This window comes from Streptomyces celluloflavus (assembly GCA_000720995.1).
Taxonomy (GTDB): domain Bacteria; phylum Actinomycetota; class Actinomycetes; order Streptomycetales; family Streptomycetaceae; genus Streptomyces; species Streptomyces celluloflavus.
The window spans coordinates 1-22,420 of sequence record JOEL01000027.1; the positions used below are offsets into that span (position 1 = coordinate 1).

Sequence of the window (22,420 nt, forward strand, 5' to 3'; positions counted from 1 at the left end):
CCCCCACCCACCGGAATCCGAGCCCTCCACCACCACCTCGACACCCCGCACGCCCACACCGAAGGCCGCAGCAAGAGCCCGCCCCACCACCCCGCCATCGATCCCGCCCGGACCGACAAGGAACACCCGGTACCCCGCCGCCCCACCCCTCAGAACGCCTCCGCCGCCAGATAGACCCTCCATACCTCCGGCAGCGTATGGCACACCCCACGGACCGTCGCCCGGACCCGCGACGCTTCCCGCATCGGATAGAGGACAGCGTCGGCGCCTTCGGCGGTCCGGGGGTTCGGACTCGTTGCCGGACACAAGACAGCCCCGCCGTTCCGAAGAGGATGACCGGCGGGGCCCGTAACGCGCTTCGGGTGGTCAGGAGCGGTCAGGCGGTGCCGAACTCTCCAGCCTTGACGCCCGCCACGAAGGATGAGAACGCGTCGGCGGGGAAGTCCAGAACGGGCCCGCTCGGGTTCTTGGAGTCACGGACGGGGACCACGCCGCGCGTGACGACGAGGTGGTCGGCGATCTCGATGCACGCGCCGCCGTTGCTGCTGTAAGAAGACTTGAACCAGCGAGGGGAATCGGTCGTCGTCACGGGGTGCCCTTTCGTACCTGCTCGATCATGGCCACAGATGCCATTTGGGAGAGCGCTTCGGCCTGTAACTGATGGTAGGCGGTCAACAGGGGCTGTACGAAGCGCATATCGCGCTCCAACCTTCCTTGTTGCGCGGACTCGGCGTAGGCGAGTTGGGCCCGGTCCGGCAGCGTCAGCAGGTGCACCGGCAGGTCGAACGGCCTTCGTTCCCCAAGATCGTAGGGGGCCACCTGGAGGACCGTGGAGGGCAGCTCGGCGAACGCGGCGAGCTGCTCCAGCTGGGCCGCCATGACTCGGGGACCGCCCACCACTCGCCGTAGACAACTCTCGTCAAGAACCACGTACACCAGGGGCGCGGGAATCCGGTCCAAGGATGCCTGCCGCTGAGCGAGGAGTGTCAGCCGTTCCTCTGCTTGCTGTTCCGTGATCGCCCCGCGTCGCACGGCGCCCGTGGTGATGGCTGCGGCGTACTCCGGAGTCTGGAGCAACCCCGGAATGATGCCCAGCTCAAAGAGCCGGATCTCCGCCGCGCGCACCTCGTGAGCAACGAACTCCGGGAACCCCTCAAGTATCGCGGTGTGCCATACGGCCCGACCCTGGCGTTCGAGCCGATCACCCGTACCGAATGCCCTGTCAGCACTCGCTGCAAAGCGTGGAGTTGGAGGTCTTCGACCAGTTTCGACGGCGGAAATGTGCGTTCCGGTGCACCCCATGCGCTCCCCCAGTTCGTCCTGCGTCCAGCCGCGCTCATCACGCAATGCACGTAACCGCTGGCCGAAGCGCGCACCGGGCGACCTTTCGGGGTCCAGTTCTTTACGGTTCACCAATTAGGCACCTAGCCCTCCGAGCAATCCGCGCAAGTTGAAGACGGTCCGACTGTAGGCCACGCTGAACCCGCTTGGTAGCGGTAACGCTACAGAGAGGAGCGGCCGTGTGCTGAAGGAACGTTCTGACGAACGCCACGACGACGACCAGGCCGCGCCGAACGGCAGCTCTGTCAATGGGCGTCCGGCCCTGGCCAGTCTTCCCCTTGCGCACAACGTTGGGTGCTCCCTCCGCGCAAGGGGTTGTCCTGCCCCGCCTGATGTGGAGAGGAGGAACAACGCATGTCGCAGCAGCACACCGCAGCGGACACGGCTAAGGACGCAGACCCCCTTGCCGCTCCGACGGTCATCGTTCTGGGCGACGCTGCCACGCTGACGCGTGGTAGTGACCAGAACAGCACCGAGTCGAAGCAGAACCCGTACGACTGATCGAAGCACGGCGGCCCCCGACGGGAGCAATTCCCACGGGGGTCGCTCCGGTTCCTGGTGGCGGATGAGGTGTTGAGTTGAATGAAGGCAAAGCACGGTGGCTCGGCGGTTGCGCGCCAGGCAGCCGGCCCTCCACAATTCCGGTAGGGGCGCGCCTGCTCTGGAGTGATCCGGTGCTGTGGGTCTCTGGCAACTGGCAGCCGGGGCATGCACGAACGGTGAAACTCGGGGACGCACGAATTGCCGTACTCGGCCCGTGCTCCGCTTCGGAACGTGATCTTGCCGACGCCCTGTCGTGCCCCGATCTCGCGGCAGCAGTCAGCTCGTGGGCCGGTTCGTACACGGTGGTGCGCACAGGTGCGCACGGTGCCGTTGAAATCCTCACCGACGCGGCCGGCGCCTCCCCCCTCTATACGGTGCGCGGTCCCGGTGGTGTGGTCTGGGGGTCGAGTTCGCTCGCACTCTCCCCGCTGACCGGTGGCAGCGTGGATACCGAATGGCTTGCCTCCTTCCTGCGAGAGAAGAACGCACCGGCTCCCGGCCGTAGTGCGTGGACGGGAGTAAAGCCGGTGCCCGCCGGGCACTTGCTGACGCTGGACACTGCGGGCAAAGCATCACTGACCCCCTGGTGGACCCCTGTGAGGCGCCCACCCGACGACGCTTCGGCAGCGCTTCGGCGCGCTCTCGACGAGGGGGTCCGCGTACGCGTGGAAGGGGTGACAGCAACAACCGACCTCGCGGGCATGGACTCAACCACGCTGGCACTGTTGGCTGCGCAGTACGGACCAGTCACGGGCGTGACGCTCCATCCGGCAGGAGTAACGCACGGCGGTGACCTCGAGTACGCCCGAGCCCTGACCGTTACGGGCCTTGACCGTACGTTTTTCCCGCTAAGCCTTGGTCATCTGCCGTTCACCGCAACCGACGTGCCGCTACCCGCCACAGACGAGCCAGCTCCGTCCACTCCTGTGTGGGCAATGTTCTCGGATCAGCTTCGGGTGATGGCTGCGGCAGGCTCGGTATGCCACCTGACCGGGGACGGCGGGGACAATCTGTTCCTGCCTGCGCCCATCCATCTCGCGAGTCTCGCCCGCAGTGGCCATTGGCTGCGGATGCTCGGGTACGCGATGGATTGGGCGCGGCTGCGCAGGCAAAGCCCCCGCCCGCTGATCTCTGCGGCCCTCCGGGGTGACACGGCACACCTCGGCCGCACGGTGCGGCCCCGGCCTGCATGGCTGAACGCTCCTGTGCCGGCGGTGAGCATCCCCGCGGGCAGCGGCGCGGACGCGGTGTTCGTCGCATCCCTTCGGAACGTGGCGCGCTCCGCCTACACGGAGATTCAGCTCGCGGACTCACTCGGTGTCGCGCTCCACAATCCGTACTTTGACGGGGCTGTTCTTGACGCTGTGGTCTCGGCATCCTTCGAACAACGGTTCTCCGCAAGGCGGTACAAACCCCTGCTTGCCGACACGTTCGCCGATCTACTGCCCGACGCACACCGCAAGCGCGCCACCAAGGGGCTGTTCGTCGGCGACTTCCACCAGGGGCTACGCACCAACCTGCGTCGCGTTCTCGGTCTCGCGGACGGGCGTCTGGCTGCCCTGGGCGTCGTCACCCCCGCCCCCTTGCGTGCCACGATGCACGCGGCTGCCCTCGGGGCGCAGACGGTTTGGCCCCCACTGCTCGCCGTGCTCGCTGCCGAAGCATGGCTGGAAGCAGTCGAAAGCACATCGGGCACCGAATGGGAGCGGTCCTCAACGGCCTCGGCGGAAGTCCGATGAGCCGTGACAACACCGTGGCCGCGCTCACCGCCCATGCGTGTGTACTGATCGACTACGACACGGGGCACACCGAGTTGCGCCCCGCCTCGGAAGCTGCCGCGCACATGGGCGCGACGGTCGTACGGCTCCAGGACGCTGCCCTGTCGTGGGGGACGGTCGAACAGTCGGCCATCCTGCCGGACCCTGTCTCCATCCCGCTGCGGTGGCGTGTCGGTGCCGTGCCGGTCGTACTCGTCACCGCTGCGGCACGGGTAATCGGCCCCCGCCGTGGCCGGTTCTCCCGACTCGTACGGCTGGCCTGTACGGGGCGCAACTTGCCCCCGGCTAGGGCAGGTCAGTCTCGCTACGCTGTGTGCGCGGTTCGCCGGGCTTCACGGGTGATGCCGATGCGCTGGGCGTGCATGGAGGACTCAACGGCTGCCGCTCTCCTGTTGGCGGTGGCCCGACGCCGGGCCGAGTGGCGCCATGGCATAGCCACCGACCCGGTACGGCTGCACGCCTGGGTTGCCGGCCCTGAAGGGGAGGCAGTCGAGGAACCGGCGGACACCGTTCTTTACACCCCCACATACACACCGGACGGCCCAGGCCCGGCAAGGGCCGAAAGAGGAGTACGACCGTGAGTGACCCGCACATTCTCCTGACCGGCGAGAGCCTTGCCCTGGGGATGCCCCGCCACGACATGCTGCCCGAGTACCACAAGTGGGAGAACGACGCCCGAACCATCCTCGGGTACGGCAACCAGTGGGCGCAGTCGTGGGAGGTTCGCGCCGCTGGGTACGAGCGACAGAGGGGCAACGAGCGCTACCAACAGTTCGAGGTGGTGCGGCTGACGGACAACGCGGCCGTGGGAATGACGGTCTTGCAGGTCAACACCTATGTGCGTACGGCTGAGTTCGTCATCGTGCTCGCCCCGGACGAACGGGGCAAGGGGCACGCGGCGGAGGCGGCCCGGCTGACACTGGACTGGGCGTTCCATCTTGCCGCCCTGCGCATGGTGTGGCTGAAGGTACTGGAGCCCAACCGTGCCGGAGTCGCAGCCTATGAAAAGGCAGGGTTCCGCCAATCCGGACGGCTGCGGAAGTCCGGCTACTGGCTCGGGCAGCCCGTGGACGAACTGCTCATGGACGCGTTGCCCGAGGACTTCCCCGGCCCGTCTGCCGTGACCGCCACTCTCGGCGACTGACCCTGTAAACGACCACGAGCGGGACCCTGCTCGCTGTTCTGCGGGCGGGGTTCCGCTTATGGGCTGGTGACCCGTCCGTTCGATCACGTAAGCCGCCAGATCACGTGGGCTGCCGCACTCCCCCCGCTCCAGCGCCCACACCCCCGCTTTGCCCACGAAGAGGTGGTTTAGCCGGTGCGCCCGTCTCCCCCAGCAGTCGGCGGGGAAAGACATCGCTGGGCCGCCGCGATGGTCGACGAATCCACTCTCCGGTGCCGGGCCGACCCCACGGCCTCACCACCTCCCTCTTTCCCCCCCCGGCAGTGAACGCATCAGCCAACAGCCATGCCTGCTTGGGACTTCCGTTCCGGGGCGCCGATCGGACGCGCGCGCGGACCGCCGCGCCCACGGCATCGATCCCGCAACCGCCCGGCGGAGGGACCGCCGCCTCACGCACCGCGAAACCGTGCCGGGCACCACCCAGCCCCGCACCGGGCCGCCGGACGGCCCGGTCCCTCTCCCGTAAGGAGCCATGTGATGTCCCCTCTCGTCCTTGTACGCGGCCGTGTGGCGGCCATGCTGTGCGCGCCGGTTCTCGCTCTCGGTGTCCTGGTGGCGGTCTCCGTCCCGGTGTGGGCGGAGACCGGCCGAGCGGTGGCCGGGCAGTCGGTGGAGAGCCGGCGCGATCTGATCAACTTCGGCACCGTGAAGTGGTTCAACGCCGAGAAGGGGTACGGGTTCATCGCGCCGGATATCCCCGGCCCGGATGTCTTCGTCCACTACTCGGCGATCGTCGGGACCGGGTACCGGACGCTGACGGAGGGCGAACGGGTCGAGTACCAGGTCGTGCAGGGCCCCAAAGGCCCGCAAGCCGCCAACGTCATCCCCCTCTGAGAGTGGCGGCGACCGCCCGTCTCAGTCCTCTCCATCGGCCCCGTCCGAACCGGGCAGGAGCACCCACCCCGCCCCTCAGAACGCCTCCGTCGGCAGATAGGACCCCCAGACCTCCCGCAGCGTCTGGCACACCTCACCGACCGTCGCCCGCGCCCGCAGCGCCTCCCGCATCGGGTAGAGGACGTTGCCGGTGCCCTCGGCGGTCTGCCGGAGGGCGGTCAGGGCGGCGGTCACCGCGGTCCGGTCGCGGCCGGCCCGTAGCGTGGCCAGCCGCGCGGCCTGGCGTGCCTCGATCGCCGGATCGACCCGCAGCGGCTCGTACGGGGCCTCCTCGTCCAGCCGGAAGCGGTTGACGCCGACCACGATCCGTTCACCGGCGTCCGTCTCCTGGGCGATCCGGTACGCGTTGCGCTCGATCTCGCCCTTCTGGAAGCCGTGCTCGATGGCGGCCACCGCACCCCCCAACTCATCGATGTAGACCATGAGTTCGGTGGCCGCCGCCTCCAGGTCGTCCGTCATCGACTCGACGGCGTAGGACCCGGCGAACGGATCGACGGTGGCGGTGACATCGGTCTCGTACGCGAGTACCTGCTGGGTCCGCAACGCCAGCCGGGCCGAGGTGTCGGTGGGCAGTGCGAGCGCCTCGTCGAAGGAGTTGGTGTGCAGCGACTGGGTGCCGCCGAGCACCGCGGCCAGCCCCTGCACGGCGACCCGTACGAGGTTTACCTCGGGCTGCTGTGCGGTGAGCTGGACACCGGCGGTCTGGGTGTGGAAGCGCAGCATCAGCGATCTGGGGTCGCGCGCGCCGAAGTCCTCCTTCATCAGCCGGGCCCACATCCGGCGCGCGGCCCGGAACTTGGCGACCTCTTCGAGGAGAGTGGTCCGCGAGACGAAGAAGAAGGAGAGCCGGGGCGCGAAGTCGTCCACCGCCATCCCGGCGGCGAGGGCCGTACGGACGTACTCGATGCCGTTGCTGAGCGTGAAGGCGATCTCCTGCGCGGGCGAGGCACCGGCCTCGGCCATGTGGTAGCCGGAGATGGAGATGGTGTTCCACTTGGGGATCTCGGCCCGGCAGTACCGGAAGGTGTCCGCGACCAGCCGCAGCGAGGGCGCCGGCGGGAAGATGTACGTCCCGCGCGCGATGTACTCCTTCAGTACGTCGTTCTGGATGGTCCCCGACAGCTGATCCCCAGTCACCCCGCCTTCCTCTGCCACGAGTTGGTAGAGGAGAAGCAGGACGGCGGCGGGCGCGTTGATGGTCATGGACGTGGAGACCCGGTCCAGCGGAATGCCGTCGAACAGCTCCCGCATGTCCTCGACGGAGTCGATGGCGACCCCGACCTTGCCGATCTCCCCGCTGGCGATCGGCGCGTCCGAATCGTGGCCCATCTGGGTCGGCAGGTCGAAGGCGACCGACAGGCCCGTCGTACCGTGGGCGATCAGCTGCCGGTAGCGCGCGTTGGACTCGCGGGCGGTGCCGAAGCCCGCGTACTGGCGCATCGTCCAGGGGCGGCCGGTGTACATCGACGGGTACACCCCGCGGGTGAACGGATACGCCCCCGGCTCCCCCAGCCGCTCCCGGGGGTCCCAGCCGGCGAGCGCCCGCGGCCCGTACACCGGCTCGACGGGCAGCCCGCTCTCGTTGTACCGAACGCCGCCCGACTCGCGCGCCATGACTGTCCGCCTCCCACGGGATGACCGGTATGCCTGCTTCGCTCTCAGCATGCCCGCAGGTTCGCCGCCCCGCAGCGCTGGGAAGCATCAACGGTGGCCGGGCGGGCCGGCGATTCCTGGAGGTGGCGCATGGGGCGCAGACATGCCGGACGGGCGGCGGCCACGGCGCTGGCGGCGGCCGCGCTGCTCACGGCGGCCGCGGGCTGCCGGCCGGTGACGGTCACCGGTGCGGGGGCGTCCGGCGGGCGCGGCGGCCAGCAGCAGCCATTCCTCGGCTCCCCGCCGCCGCCCCCGACGTACCACCTGCCGACGCCCCCGGCCCGGCCCCCGGCCCCGCACCGCACCGTGCGGCTCCGGCCGACCGCCCCGAAGCCGGTCCCCGCGGCGAAGCCCTCGTACCACCGGCCCCACCCGCCCGCGGCGAAACCGGCCGGGACCCTCGACCGGCGCTGTCTGACGGGCCGGGTGCTCTGCATCAGCAAGCGCAGTGACACCCTCACCTGGATGGTCGACGGCAAGGCCGTCTCGACGATGGACGTCCGCTTCGGCGCCGAGTACACCCCGACCCGCGAGGGCACCTTCGGCGTCACGTTCAAAAGCCGCCGGCACGTCTCGACGCTCTACCACTCGGCGATGCCGTACGCGATGTTCTTCAGCGGCGGCCAGGCGGTGCACTATTCGTCGGACTTCGCCGCCCGCGGCTACACCGGTGCCTCACACGGCTGCGTGAACGTCCGCGACCGGCAGAAGATCGCCGCCCTCTTCGCCGCCGTACGGCCGGGCGACAAGGTGGTCGTCTACCACTGACCGCACCGCTGCCCCACCGGCTGGCGCCCCTGGGATCCACGGGAACGGAAAAACTCGGGCTCGGGCTCGGGCAAGGAAAAGAGGCGCGGGCAGGGCCGGGGGAACGTGCCCCGCCCGCGCCATGGGCGCAGAAGCCGTGGGTACGGGGGGAACCCCGGCTCCTGCACAGCCGATGACCAGTCGGCTTCACTCCCTACTGCGCCGGTGGGCCGAAAAGTGTCACACCCGTCCCGTCACACCCGTCCCCGGGCGGCCGCGCTCGGGATCACCGGGCGGGGGCCGACGGGGTGACGGGGGCGGGCGCCGGGGTGGACGCGCCAGGGCTGGGGGCGGGGCTCGGCGGCGCGGGGTGGTCCTCGTCGTCGCCCTCGTCGCCGCCTTGGCCGTTGTCGCCCTTGCCGCCCTTGCCGTCACCGCCTTGGCCGTTGCCGCCCTTGCCGTCGCCGTCCTGGCCCTGACCGCCCTTGCCGCCGCCCGGCCGGCCGCCGTGGTGCGCGAGGTACTGGCGGCAGAAGGCGTGCACCTTCGCCTGGCCGCCCGCCGTGCGCTCCAGCAGCCGCAGCGTGCCGGGGTCCATGCTGCCGCGCCGGTCCGATTCGTAGGCGTGGCAGAGCGCGGGGACGAACTTCTTGCGGGCGCCGTGGCCGGATCCGGGTTCCTTGTCGCCGCCGGTTGCGCCGGTGGTGTCCCGGCCGCCGCCGAATTCCGCGTCACCGGTGCTGCCGGGACCGCCGCCCGGGGTGGTGCGGCCCGGGGCCGGGGAGCCGCCGGGGCTGATGCCCGGGGTGGGGGTGCCGGGGGTCTGGGAAGCGTCCCGGCCGGGTGTGAGCTGCGGGGGGTGCGGTGTCACGCCGTCCGGTCCCACGCCCGGCAGCTGGGTTTCGAGCGGTCCGGGGGTCACCGCGGCCGAGATGCTGGCGGCGGGCCCGGGGCCGGCGTCGTCGCTGCGGAAGGGCGTCGGCAGTACGCCGGTACCGGCCGCGACGGCGACGCCGCCGACCGCGCAGACCAGCAGCGCGGCCGCGAAGCCGCGCCGGACGGGCCGTCCGAGCCGGATGCGCTCGACGATGCCGAGGCTGCGCACGGTGTCGAGGGTGTGGACGGTGTGCCCGGCCGGGTCCTGGCCGGCCGGGCCACGGGCCTGGTCGCCGGCGCCGTCCTGGGCGCGGCGGAACGCGGCCAGTGCGGCTTCCTCGCCGGGCAGCGCGGTGGTCTCGGCCGGTCCGGCCCCGGCCGCCGCGGCGGCGGCCAGCAGTTCCGTCAGTTCGCGGGCCCCGGCGCCGTCCTGGGCGCCGACCGGCTCACCGCGCAGCAACCGCTCCGCGGCGTCCCTGTCGAGCCAGCTGTACCGCTCGTCGGCCATCACATGTCCTTCTGCGTCCGTGCGGCCGTTTCCGTCACACCGGGTACGTACGATTCGGCGGCGCCGTCCCGGCATCCGCGGCCCTGTGCGGGCACCCCGCCCACCGTTCCGCCACCCCCGCGCGGGGGCCGCGCGGGCCGGGCGGCGCAGGTGCCCCCGCCCTGGGCGGCACCGTCCGCGCCGCCGCACGCGGGCCCAGCCGCGGCGCACCCCGCGCCGCCGCCCGCCGCCGCGTCCGGCTCCCCGCCGGCGCCGCCCGCCGCGGGCTCCTCGGCGATCAGCTCGGCGAGCCGCCGCAGGCCCCGGTGCGCGGCGGTGCGCACCGCGCCGGGCCGCTTGCCCAGCACCTGCGCCGTGCTCTTGGCGTCCAGCCCGACCACCACGCGCAGCACCACGGCCTCGGCCTGGTCCTGCGGCAGCCGGGCTATCAGCCGCAGGGTGCGGCCGGTGCCCAGCGCCTCCAGCGCCTCGCCCGCGGTGTCGGCCGCGCCGGGGGTGTCGGCCAGTTCGCTCTCGTCGCCGCCGATCGCGGGGCGGCGGCCGCGCATCCGTATGTGGTCCAGGGCGCGGTTGCGGGCGATACGCGCGGCCCAGCCGCGGAAGCGGTCCGCGTCGCCGCTGAACCGTGCGAGGTCACGGGTGATCTGGAGCCATGTTTCGGACGTGACGTCCTCGGCATCCGCATCACCCACCAACGTCCGTACATATCCGAGAAGTCGGGAATGTACGGCGCGGTAGACGGTACGGAACGCCGCCTCGTCGCCGCCCTGGGCCGCCTGCACGGCAACCGTCAGCCGGTCGTCGTCCGGCTGAATGTCGTCCCCTCGCACGGGTCCATCCTGTCGCACGCGGAAACTCCGCCGCCCCGTCCTTGCCCCTTTGGTTACCGCGCCCGGCCGCCGCGCTCCATCAACACGCCCGGCATCCCGCCCGGCAGTCGGTCCCGGCCGCCGCCCGCCGGAAACCACGGCGCTCCTGCGCGCTTCCGGCGCCCCGGCTGTTCCCGCTGACCGTAACCCGACCGCCCGCCCGACCCTCACCCGGGCCACCGCACGACGCGACAGACGCCACCGACACGGCCACACCCGGGCCGCGCCGCCTCCGCCGCGGCCCCCGCGGCCGCCCCTCGTGTGACGCTTTCGCGCCGTCCGGCGCTGTACCGGATAGAGGGCCGTCACCGGCCCTCCGCGAGCGGCGGCCGGGGCCTCTCCTGTGGGGGGTGGCGGCACCGGCCGCCCCTCGCTCGCCTGAACGGCCTTCGTCTGAACGGGCCTTGCCTGAACGGTCTTCGTCTGAACGGCCTTGCGTACGTGGATGGGTACGCGAGCAGCCCCCGCCGCCGGCTGAGACAGATCGGCCCGCCCTCACCGAGGCGACCGGCCCCTCTCCGCTCACACCCATCGGCAGCGAACGCATACGGATTCCAACACCCCGGTCGGTTTAATTGAACCGAGTTTGCGCCACAACTGGCTATATCCAGCCCTCCCGTAACACAAGCAATCGCGACGAAGTCGACAAACGGTTTGATGGGCGAAGCCGGCTGGGTGCATTGTCAGTGGCGCAGCGTAGGTTCGTAGTGCGACTGAACGCAGAGGTTCTGGGGGGAACCGTGACCGATTCCGGCTTCGACGTCGACACAGACCAATTGAAGAACGAAGCACCGAAATTCCACAGGGAGTCCGCCGCCTTGGCGAAGGCGGCGGAGAAACTGAAGCACTCACTCGACGGGCTCGGCGCGTCATGGGGGAACGACGAGCAAGGGAAGAAGTTCGAGGGTGTCTACAGCCCGCATCGCGCACAGATAGAGCGTGCCGCCGATGCGTTGACGAAGGGGCTGGAGAGCATCCACAAGTCCATGAAGGACATGGCAGATAACCACGAGGAAGTGGATCGCTCCAACGCCTCGGGCTTCAAGCCGCATGGGACCGGCGCACATTGAGTGCCGGAGACAAGATCAAGGAGATCGTTCAAGATCTGACGGGCATGTGGTGGCCGGAAGGGGACGAGGACGAGCTCCGGGAAGCCGCACGGGCTTGGCGGACCTTCGCAGAAGACGTAAAGGACATCACCTCGGCGACGCATAAGTCCGCCCAGGACGTCATCGACAACAACAAAGGCAAGTCGATCGACGCCTTCGAGACTTTCTGGCGCAAGTATCACGGCGGGGGCAAGGGGTACCTGGACGACCTCGCCTCCGCCGCGGAGGACATGGCCAAGGCGCTGGACAAGTTCGCGGACCAGATCGCCGAGGCGAAGAAGAAGATCGAGCACGAGCTGGAGATCGCCGGCGCGGTCCTGGTGGCCGGTACGGCCCTGGCGATCTTCACCGGCGGCATCAGTGAGGTCGCAGCGGTCGGCGCCACCGAAGCGATCGTTGCCGCGGCGAGCACAGCGGGCCTCGCCGTTTCCGCCACCGTCGCCGAGATCGCCGGAACAGTCCTCGCCACTGCCGCCATCGGCGGCATCGAGGCCATCACGGTGGACGTGGTCGTCGCCCAGGGCGGCAGGAATCTGCTCGGCGATCAGCGGGGCATCAACGCCGCCGAAATCAAGGATGCCGGCGTCTCCGGCATGCTCCTGGGCGGCGCCGTCGGCGGAGCCGCCCGCGGCGTCAAGGCGGTGGCGGACGCCGGAGGCATCAAGAATGTCCTGGGCGGCATGAAGCTGGACGGCCTGGGCCGACTCGACATCTCACTCCCCGATCTCCGCATGCGGCTGCCCAACCCGGGCGGCCCACGCCTGGCGACGGCCGACGAAGGTCCCGTCGGCCCAACCGGCCGGCCGCTGATGCGCAGCGCTGAACACGGCGGAGGGGGAGGCCGGGCACCTCAAAAGCCAATCCCCCCATACTGCAAGCCACTGGACAGCATCGGGCGGGCGACCGGCGTCGAAACGACGATCACGCACGACATGCTCGACGCCGGCACCAAGGCATCGCGGCGGGTGAAGCCACCTGGCTGGGAGGGGGAAGCCGCAGACCACACGCGTGGCCACCTGTTGGCCCGGTCCTTGGGCGGCGATGGCAGGTCGGAAGCAAATATTGCGATCATGTACGACAAGGCCAATAACGAGGCCATGAAAGACATAGAGCTGCAAATCTACGACACTGTGAAGAACAAAGGGCCTGTGGATTACTCCGCCACTCCCGTCTACGCACATCCGGGCGATCTCATACCTGCCGGTATCCACATCGAGGCGGCAGGATCCGGACTACACATCAATCAGACGATCATCAACAAGTAGGTGGGCATGTCCGATCTGGATCTCTTGGCGTCGTTTCCTGCATATGGTGAGGGAGGCCCGGTGCTCAACGACTGGGCTGACGCGGAGAAGAGTCTCGGCGTGGTCTTCCCCGAACGATTCAAGCGCTTCTTGGGAGTGTTCGGTGGGACAAAATTTGACAACTTCTTGCGTGTCTACCGCGCTGGGGCAGAGAACCAAAACGTGAATTTGGTCCACCGGACACTGGCCGCACGCGAAACCATGGAGAGGACGCGTGAGGAGATCCGGGACCTGCTGGCGGAGCGAGGGTCAAGCCCGTCCGAGCTTGTTCGTTGGGGAGGCACGGACAATGCAGATCTGTGCTTCTTGATTCCGCATGAGGATCCGGACCGGTGGGCTGTCCTCACAGTGATCGGTCGAGGTGACGAATACGACCTGTACGAAGGGCCCGTGGAGAGCTACCTCCTGCGTGTCCTGAGAGGCGACTTGGTGAGCGAGGTCTTCCCCGAGGACTTCCCCGACGAGGAGCCCAGCTACGAGCGCAACCCGTGGATCTAACGGGTACAGCGACGCGCCTCCGATCCGGTCATCCGGCGGCACCACCGAATAGCGGGACAACCCTTAGGCCGGTGGGGGGACGGCCGGGGCCGTCCCCCCACCGCCCCTCAGATCTGTCCCCCCAACGCCTTGAAGTCCGCCCAGGACAGTGCCGGTTTCCGGGGGTCCCACAGTTTCTGGACGAGCGCCCGGAGCGGCATCCGGATCCCGTGTGCGATCTGGTCCGGTGTCTGTGCCTTGGCCAGATCGTTCCAGATCGCGAACCGGGCGCCCGGTACCCGGTCGGGTCCGGTCTGGTCCGTGCCGACGGAGACCGGTTCGGTGCCGCGCAGTACCCGCGGGGTCCACTCCCGGTAGATGCGCTCGCCGGTCGGATAGATGAAGTTGTTCGGCTGGCCGAGCACGTAGTAGAGGTACTCGTCGTTGAGGTTCATGACGGTGCGGCCCTCGCGCAGGAACTCCGCCGGGTCGCGCGCCCCGATCTCCTTGCCGGTCCAGTAGGCGACCGTACGGTCCTTGTCGGCGGCCACCTTCCCGCCGCGGAAGAACCCGTCGTTCCACGCCTCGACGCGGTTGCGGCCCGCCGCCCGCACGGTCTGCTGCCGGTCGTTGAGCCAGCCGGTCGCCAGGTCCTTGATGGTGGCGCCCGTGCCGTACTTCTGCTGGGCGGCCTTCGCCAGACCCGGGAACGACGCCGCCGGGTCGCTGACGGTCAGCGCCTGGTACTCGTCGCCGCCCAGATGCCAGTACCCGTCGGCGCCCTTGGGGACGGTGAACAGCTCGGCGTACTCGCGCAGCAGGTCGTCGACGAGCGCCGCGGACTTGGGGTTCGCGATGTCGATCGCGCCGTGCACCGCCTTCCCCTGGGCGTTGCGCAGCTGGAGGTCGGGGTGCTTGGCGAGTACGGCGCCCAGGTGGCCGGGTGAGTCGAGTTCCGGGATGACGGTGACGTGCAGGCTCGTGGCGAGCTGCACCAGATGGCGGACCTGGTCCTTGGTGAGGTGGTCCGCGGAGACGATCTCGGGGTGCGAGGAGCTCTCGATACGGAAGCCCTGGTCGTCGGAGAAGTGCAGCTGGAACTGGTTGAGCTTGAGGTCGGCGATCTCCCGGATGCGGGCCTCGATCCACTCCGCGCTGAACGGCTTGCGGGCGTTGTCCAGCAGCAGACCGCGCTGCGGACGGTCCGGCCGGTCCTCGATGGTGCCCTCGGGCAGCCCGCCCCCGGTGCGGACGGCCTGCTTGACGGTGCGGGTGGCGTTGAAGATGCCGGCGTCGGTGGGGGCCGCGAGGGTGAGGCGGGTGTCGCGGGCGGTGAGGGTGTACGCCTCGTCGGCGGTGTCGCGGACCGGCGCGCCCTCCTTGCCGGTGAGCTTCACCTCGACGTCCCCGGGCCGTACGGTCTGGTCGCCCCAGACCACCGGGAGCCCGCCCAGATCGGCGGCGAGCAGCCGGGCCTCGTCGGCGACGCCGCTCCGTTCACCGGCCGGCACCACCACCCGGGCCCCCTTGGTGGGCCGCCAGCCGCGCCCGTCGGCCGCCCGGAACTCACGGACGGCCGGGATGGTGCGCGGCGCGCCGGTCACCGCCGCCCAGGTGGGCGTCGGGGCGGCGGACGGGCTCGCCGCGGCGCCGGTGCTGCCGGGCGGCTCGGTGTCCGCGGCGCCGGAGCAGCCGGTCAGCGCCAGCGCCGAGGCGAGCGCGGGGACCGCCAGCGCGGCCCAGGCCGCGGGGGCGCGCCGCGACGGGCGCGCGGGCCCGGACGGCCGTGGTGCCCGTGCGGAACCCGTCCGCCGCATCGGTTTCGACATCGTGCAATCCTCACTGTTCGGGGCGTGGACACTGCCGGATACCCGGACCGGCCGTCCACCGGGGACGCGGCAGCTCTCTCATCCGGGTGAAATTCGCGCATCCCTCAGACAATGGCCGACAACCGTCGTTACTTTGGCGTCTCGATCCGTCACTCCCTTCCCAGGGCTCCCGCATCGCGGGATTTCGGCCGGAATTCCGGCCGGATGCCGCGCACAGCTCCCGCTCCGGCGGCGGCCGCACCACTCCCCGCCGCTTCCGCAGGCGCCCGGCACCGTCCGCTCCCGTCCAGCTTCCGTCAGCCACCCGCCCCGCACCCGCCGAACAGACCCGTTCAGATCACTCGCATCCCCCTACACCACGCCAAACGACTCCAGAGCAGACCAGACCACTACAAGCCACCCCGTAGTCGCTCCAGGCCCACTCCCGATCCACTCCCGATCCACTCCAGGCCCCCCTCCCCTCACTCCCCGCGCCCGCCCCGCATCCGTCCCGTCCGAGGAGCCCACGCTGTCCGGTGACACCCCGGCCGCCCGGCCGACGATGCTGCATCCTCCGCTCGCGCCCCGCTACGGCATACCGCCGCGGTCCCGCGTCACGCTGCCGCCGAGCCCGTCGGCCGGCGCCGGACTGGACCGTTTCAACACCGCCGCGCCGGATGACGCCCGGGCCGCGCTGCTGACCTGCTGCGGCAGCCGCCGCTGGGCCGCCCGGATCGCCGCGTACCGCCCGTACCCCGACCTGGAGTCCCTGCTCGCCGCCTCCGACGAAGCCTGTTACGACATGGCACCGGCCGATCTGGACGAGGCGTTCGCCGAGGAATCCGTCTCACCGCACCCGCTGGTCGGCGCGCGCGGCCGGGGCACACTCGCCGCGCATATCGCGCTACGCGCCGCGCACGCCGAGTACGAGCGGCGCTTCCGTCATGTCTTCGTGATCTGCCTGGACGGCTTCCCCGAGGACGAGCTGCTGGACGCGGTACTGACCGCCATCCGCACCCGGCTCGGCAACGAACCGGACGAGGAACGCGCCCGCACCGCGGATGAGCTGCGCAGACTCACCCGCGGACGACTGGCCCGGCTCGCGGCCTCCCGCCGGTAAAGACCCACTTCGTACGCGTGTGATAGCCCGTTGGTGCCTGTTTGATCACACCTGCGGACCCCGGCGGGAGGAACCGACAACACGTCGCTACGATGTCCAGGGCCGGTGGACCGTACCCGGCCGGGCCAAACCGACAGTGAAGCCGGCTGGCTCCAATCCCCGCTCCCGGAGGGTTTTTCCGTGCCGGCTGGAACGCTGTACCGCGGCCGGGAAGGCATGTGGTCCTGGGTGGCTCATCGAGTCACTGGCGTCCTCATTTTCTTCTTCCTGTTCGTACACGTCCTCGACACCGCTCTTGTCCGAGTCTCGCCCGAGGCTTACGACAACGTCGTGGCGACATACAAGACGCCCCTCGTCAACGTGATGGAGTACGGCCTGGTGGCCGCCATCCTCTTCCACGCGCTCAATGGCCTCCGCGTCATCGCCGTGGACTTCTGGTCGAAGGGCCCCAAGTACCAAAAGCAGCTGCTCTGGACCGTGGTCGGTATCTGGGTCGTGCTGATGGCCGGTGCTTTCTACCCCGTGTTGCAGCACACCCTGCGCACGCTGTTCGGGAGCTGATGACGCGAGATGTCTGCTGAAACCCACTCCCCCGCAGGTGCCACCGAGATGGACAACGTCCCCCTCTACGATGTCGACCACCCCGCCCCGGTGATCGAGCCGCCGCGCAAGCGCACCACGAAGACGCCGAAGTCGACGCGTACCAACTTCGAGATGTACGGCTGGCTGTTCATGCGGCTGTCCGGCATCGTGCTGGTCGTCCTGGTCCTGGGCCACCTGCTGATCCAGCTGGTGCTGGACGGCGGCGTCTCCAAGATCGGCTTCGCGTTCGTGGCCGGCCGCTGGGCCTCGCCGTTCTGGCAGGTCTGGGACCTGTGCATGCTGTGGCTCGCCATGCTGCACGGCGCCAACGGTCTGCGCACCGTCATCAACGACTACGCGCAGCGGGACAACACCCGCTTCTGGCTGAAGATGCTGCTGTACACCGCCACGGTGTTCACCGTCCTTCTGGGCACGCTGGTGATCTTCACCTTCGACCCGAACATCCAATAAGGCCCCGGGGCTGAGGTATCCACCCATGAAGATCCATAAGTACGACACCGTCATCGTCGGCGCCGGCGGCGCGGGCATGCGCGCGGCCATCGAGTCGACGAAGCGCAGCCGCACCGCGGTCCTGACGAAGCTCTACCCGACCCGCTCCCACACCGGCGCGGCGCAGGGCGGTATGGCCGCCGCCCTCGCGAACGTCGAGGAGGACAACTGGGAGTGGCACACCTTCGACACGATCAAGGGCGGCGACTACCTGGTCGACCAGGACGCCGCCGAGATCCTCGCGAAGGAGGCCATCGACTCGGTCCTGGACCTGGAGAAGATGGGCCTGCCGTTCAACCGCACGCCGGACGGCACCATCGACCAGCGCCGCTTCGGCGGCCACTCGCGCAACCACGGTGAGGCCCCGGTCCGCCGGTCCTGCTACGCCTCGGACCGCACCGGCCACATGATCCTCCAGACGCTGTACCAGAACTGCGTCAAGGAGGGTGTGGAGTTCTTCAACGAGTTCTACGTCCTGGACCTGCTGATGCAGGACGTCGACGGGGTCAAGAAGTCGGCCGGCGTCGTCGCGTACGAGCTGGCGACCGGCGAGATCCACGTCTTCCAGGCGAAGGCGATCATCTTCGCCTCCGGCGGCACCGGCAAGTTCTTCAAGGTGACCTCCAACGCGCACACCCTGACCGGTGACGGCCAGGCGGCCGCGTACCGCCGGGGTCTGCCGCTGGAGGACATGGAGTTCTTCCAGTTCCACCCGACCGGCATCTGGCGGATGGGCATCCTCCTGACCGAGGGCGCGCGCGGCGAGGGCGGCATCCTTCGCAACAAGGACGGCGAGCGCTTCATGGAGAAGTACGCGCCCGTCATGAAGGACCTGGCCTCGCGTGACGTCGTCTCCCGCTCCATCTACACGGAGATCCGCGAAGGCCGCGGCTGCGGCCCGGACGGCGACCACGTCTACCTGGACCTGACCCACCTGCCGCCGGAGCAGCTGGACGCCAAGCTTCCGGACATCACCGAGTTCGCGCGCACCTACCTCGGTATCGAGCCCTACACGGACCCGATCCCGATCCAGCCGACCGCGCACTACGCCATGGGCGGCATCCCGACCAACGTCGAGGGTGAGGTGCTGGCCGACAACACCACCGTCGTGCCGGGCCTGTACGCCGCCGGCGAGGTCGCCTGTGTCTCCGTGCACGGCGCCAACCGGCTGGGCACCAACTCGCTGCTGGACATCAACGTCTTCGGGCGCCGGGCCGGTATCGCCGCCGCCGAGTACTCCGCGGACGCCGAGTACGTCGAGCTGCCCGAGGACCCGGCGCGCCTGGTCGTCGACCAGGTCGAGCGGCTGCGTACGTCCACCGGCACCGAGCGGGTCGCGACGCTGCGCACCGAGCTCCAGGAGTGCATGGACGCCAACGTCATGGTGTTCCGCACCGAGCAGACCATCAAGACGGCCGTCGAGAAGATCGCCGAGCTGCGCGAGCGCTACCGGAACGTGTCCATCCAGGACAAGGGCAAGCGGTTCAACACCGACCTGCTGGAGGCCATCGAGCTGGGCAACCTGCTCGACCTGGCCGAGGTCATGGCCGTGTCCGCGCTCGCCCGCAAGGAGTCCCGCGGTGGTCACTACCGCGAGGACTACCCCAACCGCGACGACGTCAACTTCATGCGGCACACCATGGCGTACCGCGAGGTGGGCGCAGACGGCTCCGAGTCGATCCGCCTCGACTACAAGCCGGTCGTGCAGACCCGCTACCAGCCGATGGAGCGTAAGTACTGATGAGCACCCCGACGCTTGACAAGCACTCCGCGGCGCTCGACGCCGCCGAGAACGGCGCCGCGCACCTGATCAAGGTCACCTTCCGGATCCGCCGGTTCAACCCGGAGGTCTCGGAGGACGCCAGCTGGCAGGACTTCGAGCTGGAGATCGACCCGAAGGAGCGCGTCCTGGACGCCCTCCACAAGATCAAGTGGGACCAGGACGGCACGCTGACCTTCCGGCGGTCCTGCGCCCACGGCATCTGCGGCTCCGACGCCATGCGCATCAACGGCAAGAACCGTCTGGCGTGCAAGACGCTGATCAAGGACATCAACCCGCAGAAGCCGATCACGGTCGAGGCCATCAAGGGTCTGACGGTCCTCAAGGACCTGGTCGTGGACATGGATCCGTTCTTCCAGGCTTACCGCGATGTGATGCCGTTCCTGATCACCAAGGGCAACGAGCCGACCCGCGAGCGCCGGCAGAGCGCCGAGGACCGCGAGCGGTTCGACGACACCACCAAGTGCATCCTGTGCGCCGCGTGCACGTCGTCCTGCCCGGTGTTCTGGAACGACGGCCAGTACTTCGGCCCGGCCGCGATCGTCAACGCGCACCGCTTCATCTTCGACAGCCGTGACGAGGGCGGCGAGCAGCGGCTCGAAATCCTCAACGACAAGGACGGCGTCTGGCGCTGCCGTACGACCTTCAACTGCACGGACGCCTGCCCGCGCGGTATCGAGGTCACCAAGGCGATCCAGGAGGTCAAGCGAGCGCTGATCACGCGCCGCTTCTGACCCGGTCGGACACCAGGCTCCGAGGGCCCCGCTTCCGTGTCGCGCATGCTGTGCGTCACGGGGGCGGGGCCCTTCGGCTTGGCCCGGCGGGGCGGGTGGAAGGCGGCCGGGCGGACGGAGATCAGGCGGACCGCGGGGAGCTCGCCGCCAGGGCCTCGTCCTGGGGGCGGCGGTCCCGCATGGTCTGCGCGTACGCCTCCAGCGCGGCCCGCCGCCGTGTCAACTCCGCTATCTCCGCGTCCAGTTGGGCCAGCTGCCGCGCCATGAACCCGCGGGAGAGCGCGCACGGGACCAGCCCGGGGCCGCCCTGGGCGCAGGGCAGCAGGGCACGGATGTCGTCGGTGCCGAGCCCGGTGGCGAGAAGGTCGCGGATACGGGCGACGGTCTCGGCAGACTCGGCGTCGTAGCGCCGGTAGCCGTTGGCGTCGCGCCGGACGTGGAGGAGTCCCCGTTCCTCGTAGTAACGCAACGCGCGAGCGCTGACGCCGGTGCACCGGGACAGCTCGCCGATCCGCATCCGCTCACCCGTGCCGCCGCTCACCGGCACTCCCCTCCACCGGACGTCCCTTCACCGGCACTCCCCTCCGCCGCCATCCCGCCCGACTTGACCTTCACGCCGATGTGAAGGTGCAACCTCTCCCCCATGGCACAGATTCCCGCGGCTTCCCTGCCGCCCCTTTCCACCACCGTCACCGGCCCGGCCACCGGCCCCGGCATCCTGCTGGCGCACGGCGCGACCGGCAGCATCGAGGGCAACTACGCCGAGCTCATCCCCGCTCTCGCGGCCTCCGGCCACCGCGTGGTGGCACCCGACTACCCGGGCTCGGGCCGGACCCCGCGCGCCGCGGACCCGCTGACGCTGGACGGTCTGGCCGACGCGCTGGTCGCCGAGGCGGTCCGGGGCGGGCTGGAGACCTTCACGCTGATCGGCTTCTCGCTGGGCACGGCGGTGGACGACGCAACGAGGGGCAGCGGAAAGACGGCAGGCGTGGCCGAGGGGGGCGCCCGTCCCTTTCCCTGGTTTCCCGGCCCGTGCGCCCGGCCGGGCCCCGATTAGGCTCACGGCTGTGGACGACGCAACGAGGGGTAGTGGAGAGACGGCGGGGGCGGCGGATCCTGCCGGTACGGCGAATGGCGCGGGCAGTACGGACGGCGCGGATGCGGCGGACAGCGCGGGTGGTACGGGCCGGGCGCGTACCAAGAGTGAGCAGACCCGTGCCCTGATTCTCGAAACGGCCATGCGGCTCTTCCAGGAGCGCGGTTACGAGAAGACGACCATGCGGGCCATCGCCAAAGAGGCCGGTGTCTCGGTGGGCAACGCCTACTACTACTTCGACTCGAAAGCCGCTCTGATCACCGGCTTCTACGACCGGATGGTGCGCGAGCACGCCGCGGTGACCCGTGCGCGCCTCCAAGGGATCGCGGACTTCGGGGAGCGCGTGGAAGTCGCCCTGCTGGCCTGGGTGGACTGCGCGGAGCCGTACCACGAGTTCGCGGCCCAGTTCTTCAGCACGGCAGCCGATCCGGAGAGCCCCCTGAGCCCCTTCTCCGACGCATCGCACCCGGCCAGGGCGGCGGCGGTCCAGATCTTCCGGGACGTGCTCGAAGGTTCACAGGTCGGCCCGAAACTCGACGCGGAGTTGGCCGGCCTCCTCCCCGACGTGCTGTGGCTCCACCTCATGGGGGTGGTCCTCTACTGGGTCTTCGACCGCAGTGAACACACCGAGCGCACCCGGGCCTTCGTGCGGAAGTCCGCGCCGATGGTCGCGCGTGCCGTACGGCTCTCCCGGTTCAGGGTCGTCCGGCCGCTGGTTCGCGACGCCGTGGAGTTGGTGGAAGAGTTCATCATTCCGAAAGTGCGGAACGGCGTGGGCAAGTAGCCGCGACGGTTCAGCGGGGCCGCGATGTCGAACCGCGTGAACACCCGGACGGCGGGCCTGAGTTCCTTTCGGCGGAATACGCGGATTCGGATTCCTCCCGCGCGGATAGGCAAATCCCCCGGCAGAACCGCCGTCCGCGGCGCGGAGACCGGCCGGCGGTCGATCTCCGTCGGCGGGCTTACTTGTCCCCCTCCAGCACCTTGTCCAGGAAGCCGTCCAGGTTGCGCATCATCCGGGCGACCCGCTCCTCCGGCGGCAGCGTCTCCTCGTACTGCCCGGCGAGCTGGGACTTCTTCCGGCCGCGGACGTAGAGGGAGCAGGCGAGATCGGCGCAGAGGTACGTCCCGACGGTGTTGCCCTGGCGCCCCGAGGGACCGGCGCGGCGCGCGGCGAGCAGGCTGACGCCGGAGCCCGGATGTCCGGTCACACAGACCGAGCACACCGTGGTCTTGACGAAACTCCGCCGCACACCGCTCGGCACGCGCAGCGTGACACCGATCAGACCGCCGTCGCGCGGCACGACGAGATAGCTGCGGTCCGGCGCTCCCGGGTCGCGCCATCCCATGAAGTCCAGGTGCTCCCAGGGGAGTTCGGCCATTCCCACGGGCAGGTTGATCCTGCTCGCCTCGCCCTTCGAGCAGTTGACGAACGATGCGCGAACCGCTTTCTCACCCACTGGTTCCATGGTCAGGGAACCTAACAGCGGCAGCGGAAACCGTCGCCC

At 69.7% G+C, this 22,420-nt stretch carries 24 protein-coding genes; 16 read left to right on the forward strand and 8 right to left on the reverse strand.

What is annotated here, in order from left to right; translation table 11 throughout:
- Positions 1-376: 376 nt before the first annotated feature.
- Both IH09_RS22835 and IH09_RS22840 read right to left on the reverse strand, forming a co-directional pair.
- Positions 377-589: a DUF397 domain-containing protein gene (locus tag IH09_RS22835; protein WP_052859325.1), complete on the reverse strand. Its 213-nt coding sequence runs from the start codon at positions 587-589 to the stop codon at positions 377-379.
- Positions 586-1,416 (reverse strand): helix-turn-helix domain-containing protein, encoded by an 831-nt coding sequence (locus IH09_RS22840; RefSeq protein ID WP_110952518.1) that lies wholly within the window; start codon positions 1,414-1,416, stop codon positions 586-588. The genes IH09_RS22835 and IH09_RS22840 overlap by 4 nt, the downstream gene beginning before the upstream one ends.
- 279 nt (positions 1,417-1,695) lie before the next feature.
- Between IH09_RS22840 and IH09_RS37740 the strand changes: the two genes are divergently transcribed.
- From IH09_RS37740 to IH09_RS22855, 5 genes are all read left to right on the forward strand, one after another.
- Entirely contained in the window at positions 1,696-1,842 is a 147-nt protein-coding gene (locus tag IH09_RS37740; protein ID WP_107436831.1) for an albusnodin family lasso peptide, read from the forward strand.
- A 77-nt stretch (positions 1,843-1,919) separates the two neighbouring features.
- Positions 1,920-3,623, forward strand: a complete 1,704-nt coding sequence (locus IH09_RS22845) for an albusnodin/ikarugamycin family macrolactam cyclase (protein ID WP_052859327.1) — start codon at positions 1,920-1,922, stop codon at positions 3,621-3,623.
- 104 nt (positions 3,624-3,727) lie between these two features.
- A complete protein-coding gene (locus tag IH09_RS40690; RefSeq protein ID WP_404827276.1) occupies positions 3,728-4,243 on the forward strand; it encodes a lasso peptide biosynthesis B2 protein in 516 nt (171 codons plus the stop codon).
- Positions 4,240-4,806 (forward strand): GNAT family N-acetyltransferase, encoded by a 567-nt coding sequence (locus tag IH09_RS22850; RefSeq protein ID WP_052859328.1) that lies wholly within the window; start codon positions 4,240-4,242, stop codon positions 4,804-4,806. Before IH09_RS40690 ends, IH09_RS22850 begins: the two co-directional genes overlap by 4 nt.
- Before the next feature lie 669 nt (positions 4,807-5,475).
- Entirely contained in the window at positions 5,476-5,679 is a 204-nt protein-coding gene (locus IH09_RS22855; RefSeq protein WP_052859391.1) for a cold shock domain-containing protein, read from the forward strand.
- Positions 5,680-5,754: 75 nt separating this feature from the next.
- On the opposite strand, the gene IH09_RS22860 is transcribed toward IH09_RS22855, so the two are convergent.
- Positions 5,755-7,353: an acyl-CoA mutase large subunit family protein gene (locus tag IH09_RS22860; RefSeq protein ID WP_052859329.1), complete on the reverse strand. Its 1,599-nt coding sequence runs from the start codon at positions 7,351-7,353 to the stop codon at positions 5,755-5,757.
- A 129-nt stretch (positions 7,354-7,482) separates the two neighbouring features.
- Here IH09_RS22860 and IH09_RS22865 point away from each other — a divergent pair, with 129 nt between their 5' ends.
- Positions 7,483-8,160 carry a L,D-transpeptidase gene (locus IH09_RS22865; RefSeq protein ID WP_052859330.1) on the forward strand — a complete coding sequence of 226 codons (678 nt, stop codon included), beginning with the start codon at positions 7,483-7,485 and terminating at the stop codon, positions 8,158-8,160.
- A 265-nt stretch (positions 8,161-8,425) separates the two neighbouring features.
- Here the strand turns inward: IH09_RS22865 and IH09_RS22870 are convergent, their stop codons facing one another.
- On the reverse strand, positions 8,426-9,523 hold the full coding sequence (locus tag IH09_RS22870) for a hypothetical protein (RefSeq protein ID WP_052859331.1): 1,098 nt from the start codon (positions 9,521-9,523) through the stop codon (positions 8,426-8,428).
- A complete protein-coding gene (locus tag IH09_RS22875; protein ID WP_052859332.1) occupies positions 9,523-10,353 on the reverse strand; it encodes a sigma-70 family RNA polymerase sigma factor in 831 nt (276 codons plus the stop codon). The genes IH09_RS22870 and IH09_RS22875 overlap by 1 nt, the downstream gene beginning before the upstream one ends.
- A 779-nt stretch (positions 10,354-11,132) precedes the next feature.
- Here IH09_RS22875 and IH09_RS22880 point away from each other — a divergent pair.
- Genes IH09_RS22880 through IH09_RS22890 form a run of 3 tightly spaced genes read left to right on the forward strand, consistent with a single transcriptional unit; the run spans position 11,133 to position 13,303 of the window.
- Complete coding sequence (locus IH09_RS22880) at positions 11,133-11,462, forward strand: WXG100 family type VII secretion target (RefSeq protein WP_052859333.1); 330 nt, start codon at positions 11,133-11,135, stop codon at positions 11,460-11,462.
- On the forward strand, positions 11,459-12,766 hold the full coding sequence (locus tag IH09_RS22885; protein WP_190233379.1) for a WXG100-like domain-containing protein: 1,308 nt from the start codon (positions 11,459-11,461) through the stop codon (positions 12,764-12,766). Before IH09_RS22880 ends, IH09_RS22885 begins: the two co-directional genes overlap by 4 nt.
- Positions 12,767-12,772: 6 nt before the next feature.
- Positions 12,773-13,303, forward strand: a complete 531-nt coding sequence (locus tag IH09_RS22890; protein ID WP_190233380.1) for an SMI1/KNR4 family protein — start codon at positions 12,773-12,775, stop codon at positions 13,301-13,303.
- A 107-nt stretch (positions 13,304-13,410) separates the two neighbouring features.
- On the opposite strand, the gene IH09_RS22895 is transcribed toward IH09_RS22890, so the two are convergent.
- Complete coding sequence (locus IH09_RS22895; RefSeq protein ID WP_052859336.1) at positions 13,411-15,111, reverse strand: beta-N-acetylhexosaminidase; 1,701 nt, start codon at positions 15,109-15,111, stop codon at positions 13,411-13,413.
- A 541-nt stretch (positions 15,112-15,652) separates the two neighbouring features.
- Here IH09_RS22895 and IH09_RS22900 point away from each other — a divergent pair.
- The 5 genes from IH09_RS22900 to IH09_RS22920 all read left to right on the forward strand — a co-directional run bounded on the left by IH09_RS22900 (position 15,653) and on the right by IH09_RS22920 (position 19,816).
- Complete coding sequence (locus IH09_RS22900) at positions 15,653-16,210, forward strand: 2-oxo-4-hydroxy-4-carboxy-5-ureidoimidazoline decarboxylase (RefSeq protein ID WP_094791510.1); 558 nt, start codon at positions 15,653-15,655, stop codon at positions 16,208-16,210.
- Between the two features lie 180 nt (positions 16,211-16,390).
- A complete protein-coding gene (gene sdhC / locus IH09_RS22905) occupies positions 16,391-16,771 on the forward strand; it encodes a succinate dehydrogenase, cytochrome b556 subunit (RefSeq protein ID WP_094793099.1) in 381 nt (126 codons plus the stop codon).
- A 9-nt stretch (positions 16,772-16,780) separates the two neighbouring features.
- Positions 16,781-17,263 (forward strand): succinate dehydrogenase hydrophobic membrane anchor subunit, encoded by a 483-nt coding sequence (locus IH09_RS22910; RefSeq protein ID WP_052859338.1) that lies wholly within the window; start codon positions 16,781-16,783, stop codon positions 17,261-17,263.
- 25 nt (positions 17,264-17,288) lie between these two features.
- Positions 17,289-19,043, forward strand: a complete 1,755-nt coding sequence (gene sdhA, locus IH09_RS22915) for a succinate dehydrogenase flavoprotein subunit (protein ID WP_052859339.1) — start codon at positions 17,289-17,291, stop codon at positions 19,041-19,043.
- On the forward strand, positions 19,043-19,816 hold the full coding sequence (locus IH09_RS22920) for a succinate dehydrogenase iron-sulfur subunit (RefSeq protein WP_052859340.1): 774 nt from the start codon (positions 19,043-19,045) through the stop codon (positions 19,814-19,816). The genes sdhA and IH09_RS22920 overlap by 1 nt, the downstream gene beginning before the upstream one ends.
- Before the next feature lie 121 nt (positions 19,817-19,937).
- Here IH09_RS22920 and IH09_RS22925 read toward each other — a convergent pair whose 3' ends face one another.
- Positions 19,938-20,357 carry a MerR family transcriptional regulator gene (locus IH09_RS22925; RefSeq protein ID WP_318279521.1) on the reverse strand — a complete coding sequence of 140 codons (420 nt, stop codon included), beginning with the start codon at positions 20,355-20,357 and terminating at the stop codon, positions 19,938-19,940.
- A gap of 102 nt (positions 20,358-20,459) precedes the next feature.
- Between IH09_RS22925 and IH09_RS22930 the strand changes: the two genes are divergently transcribed.
- Entirely contained in the window at positions 20,460-20,873 is a 414-nt protein-coding gene (locus IH09_RS22930; protein WP_275126165.1) for an alpha/beta fold hydrolase, read from the forward strand.
- 10 nt (positions 20,874-20,883) lie between these two features.
- Positions 20,884-21,696 (forward strand): TetR/AcrR family transcriptional regulator, encoded by an 813-nt coding sequence (locus IH09_RS22935; protein ID WP_318279522.1) that lies wholly within the window; start codon positions 20,884-20,886, stop codon positions 21,694-21,696.
- Positions 21,697-21,874: 178 nt separating this feature from the next.
- On the opposite strand, the gene IH09_RS22940 is transcribed toward IH09_RS22935, so the two are convergent.
- Positions 21,875-22,381 carry an FBP domain-containing protein gene (locus IH09_RS22940; RefSeq protein ID WP_052859342.1) on the reverse strand — a complete coding sequence of 169 codons (507 nt, stop codon included), beginning with the start codon at positions 22,379-22,381 and terminating at the stop codon, positions 21,875-21,877.
- Between the last annotated feature and the right edge of the window lie 39 nt (positions 22,382-22,420).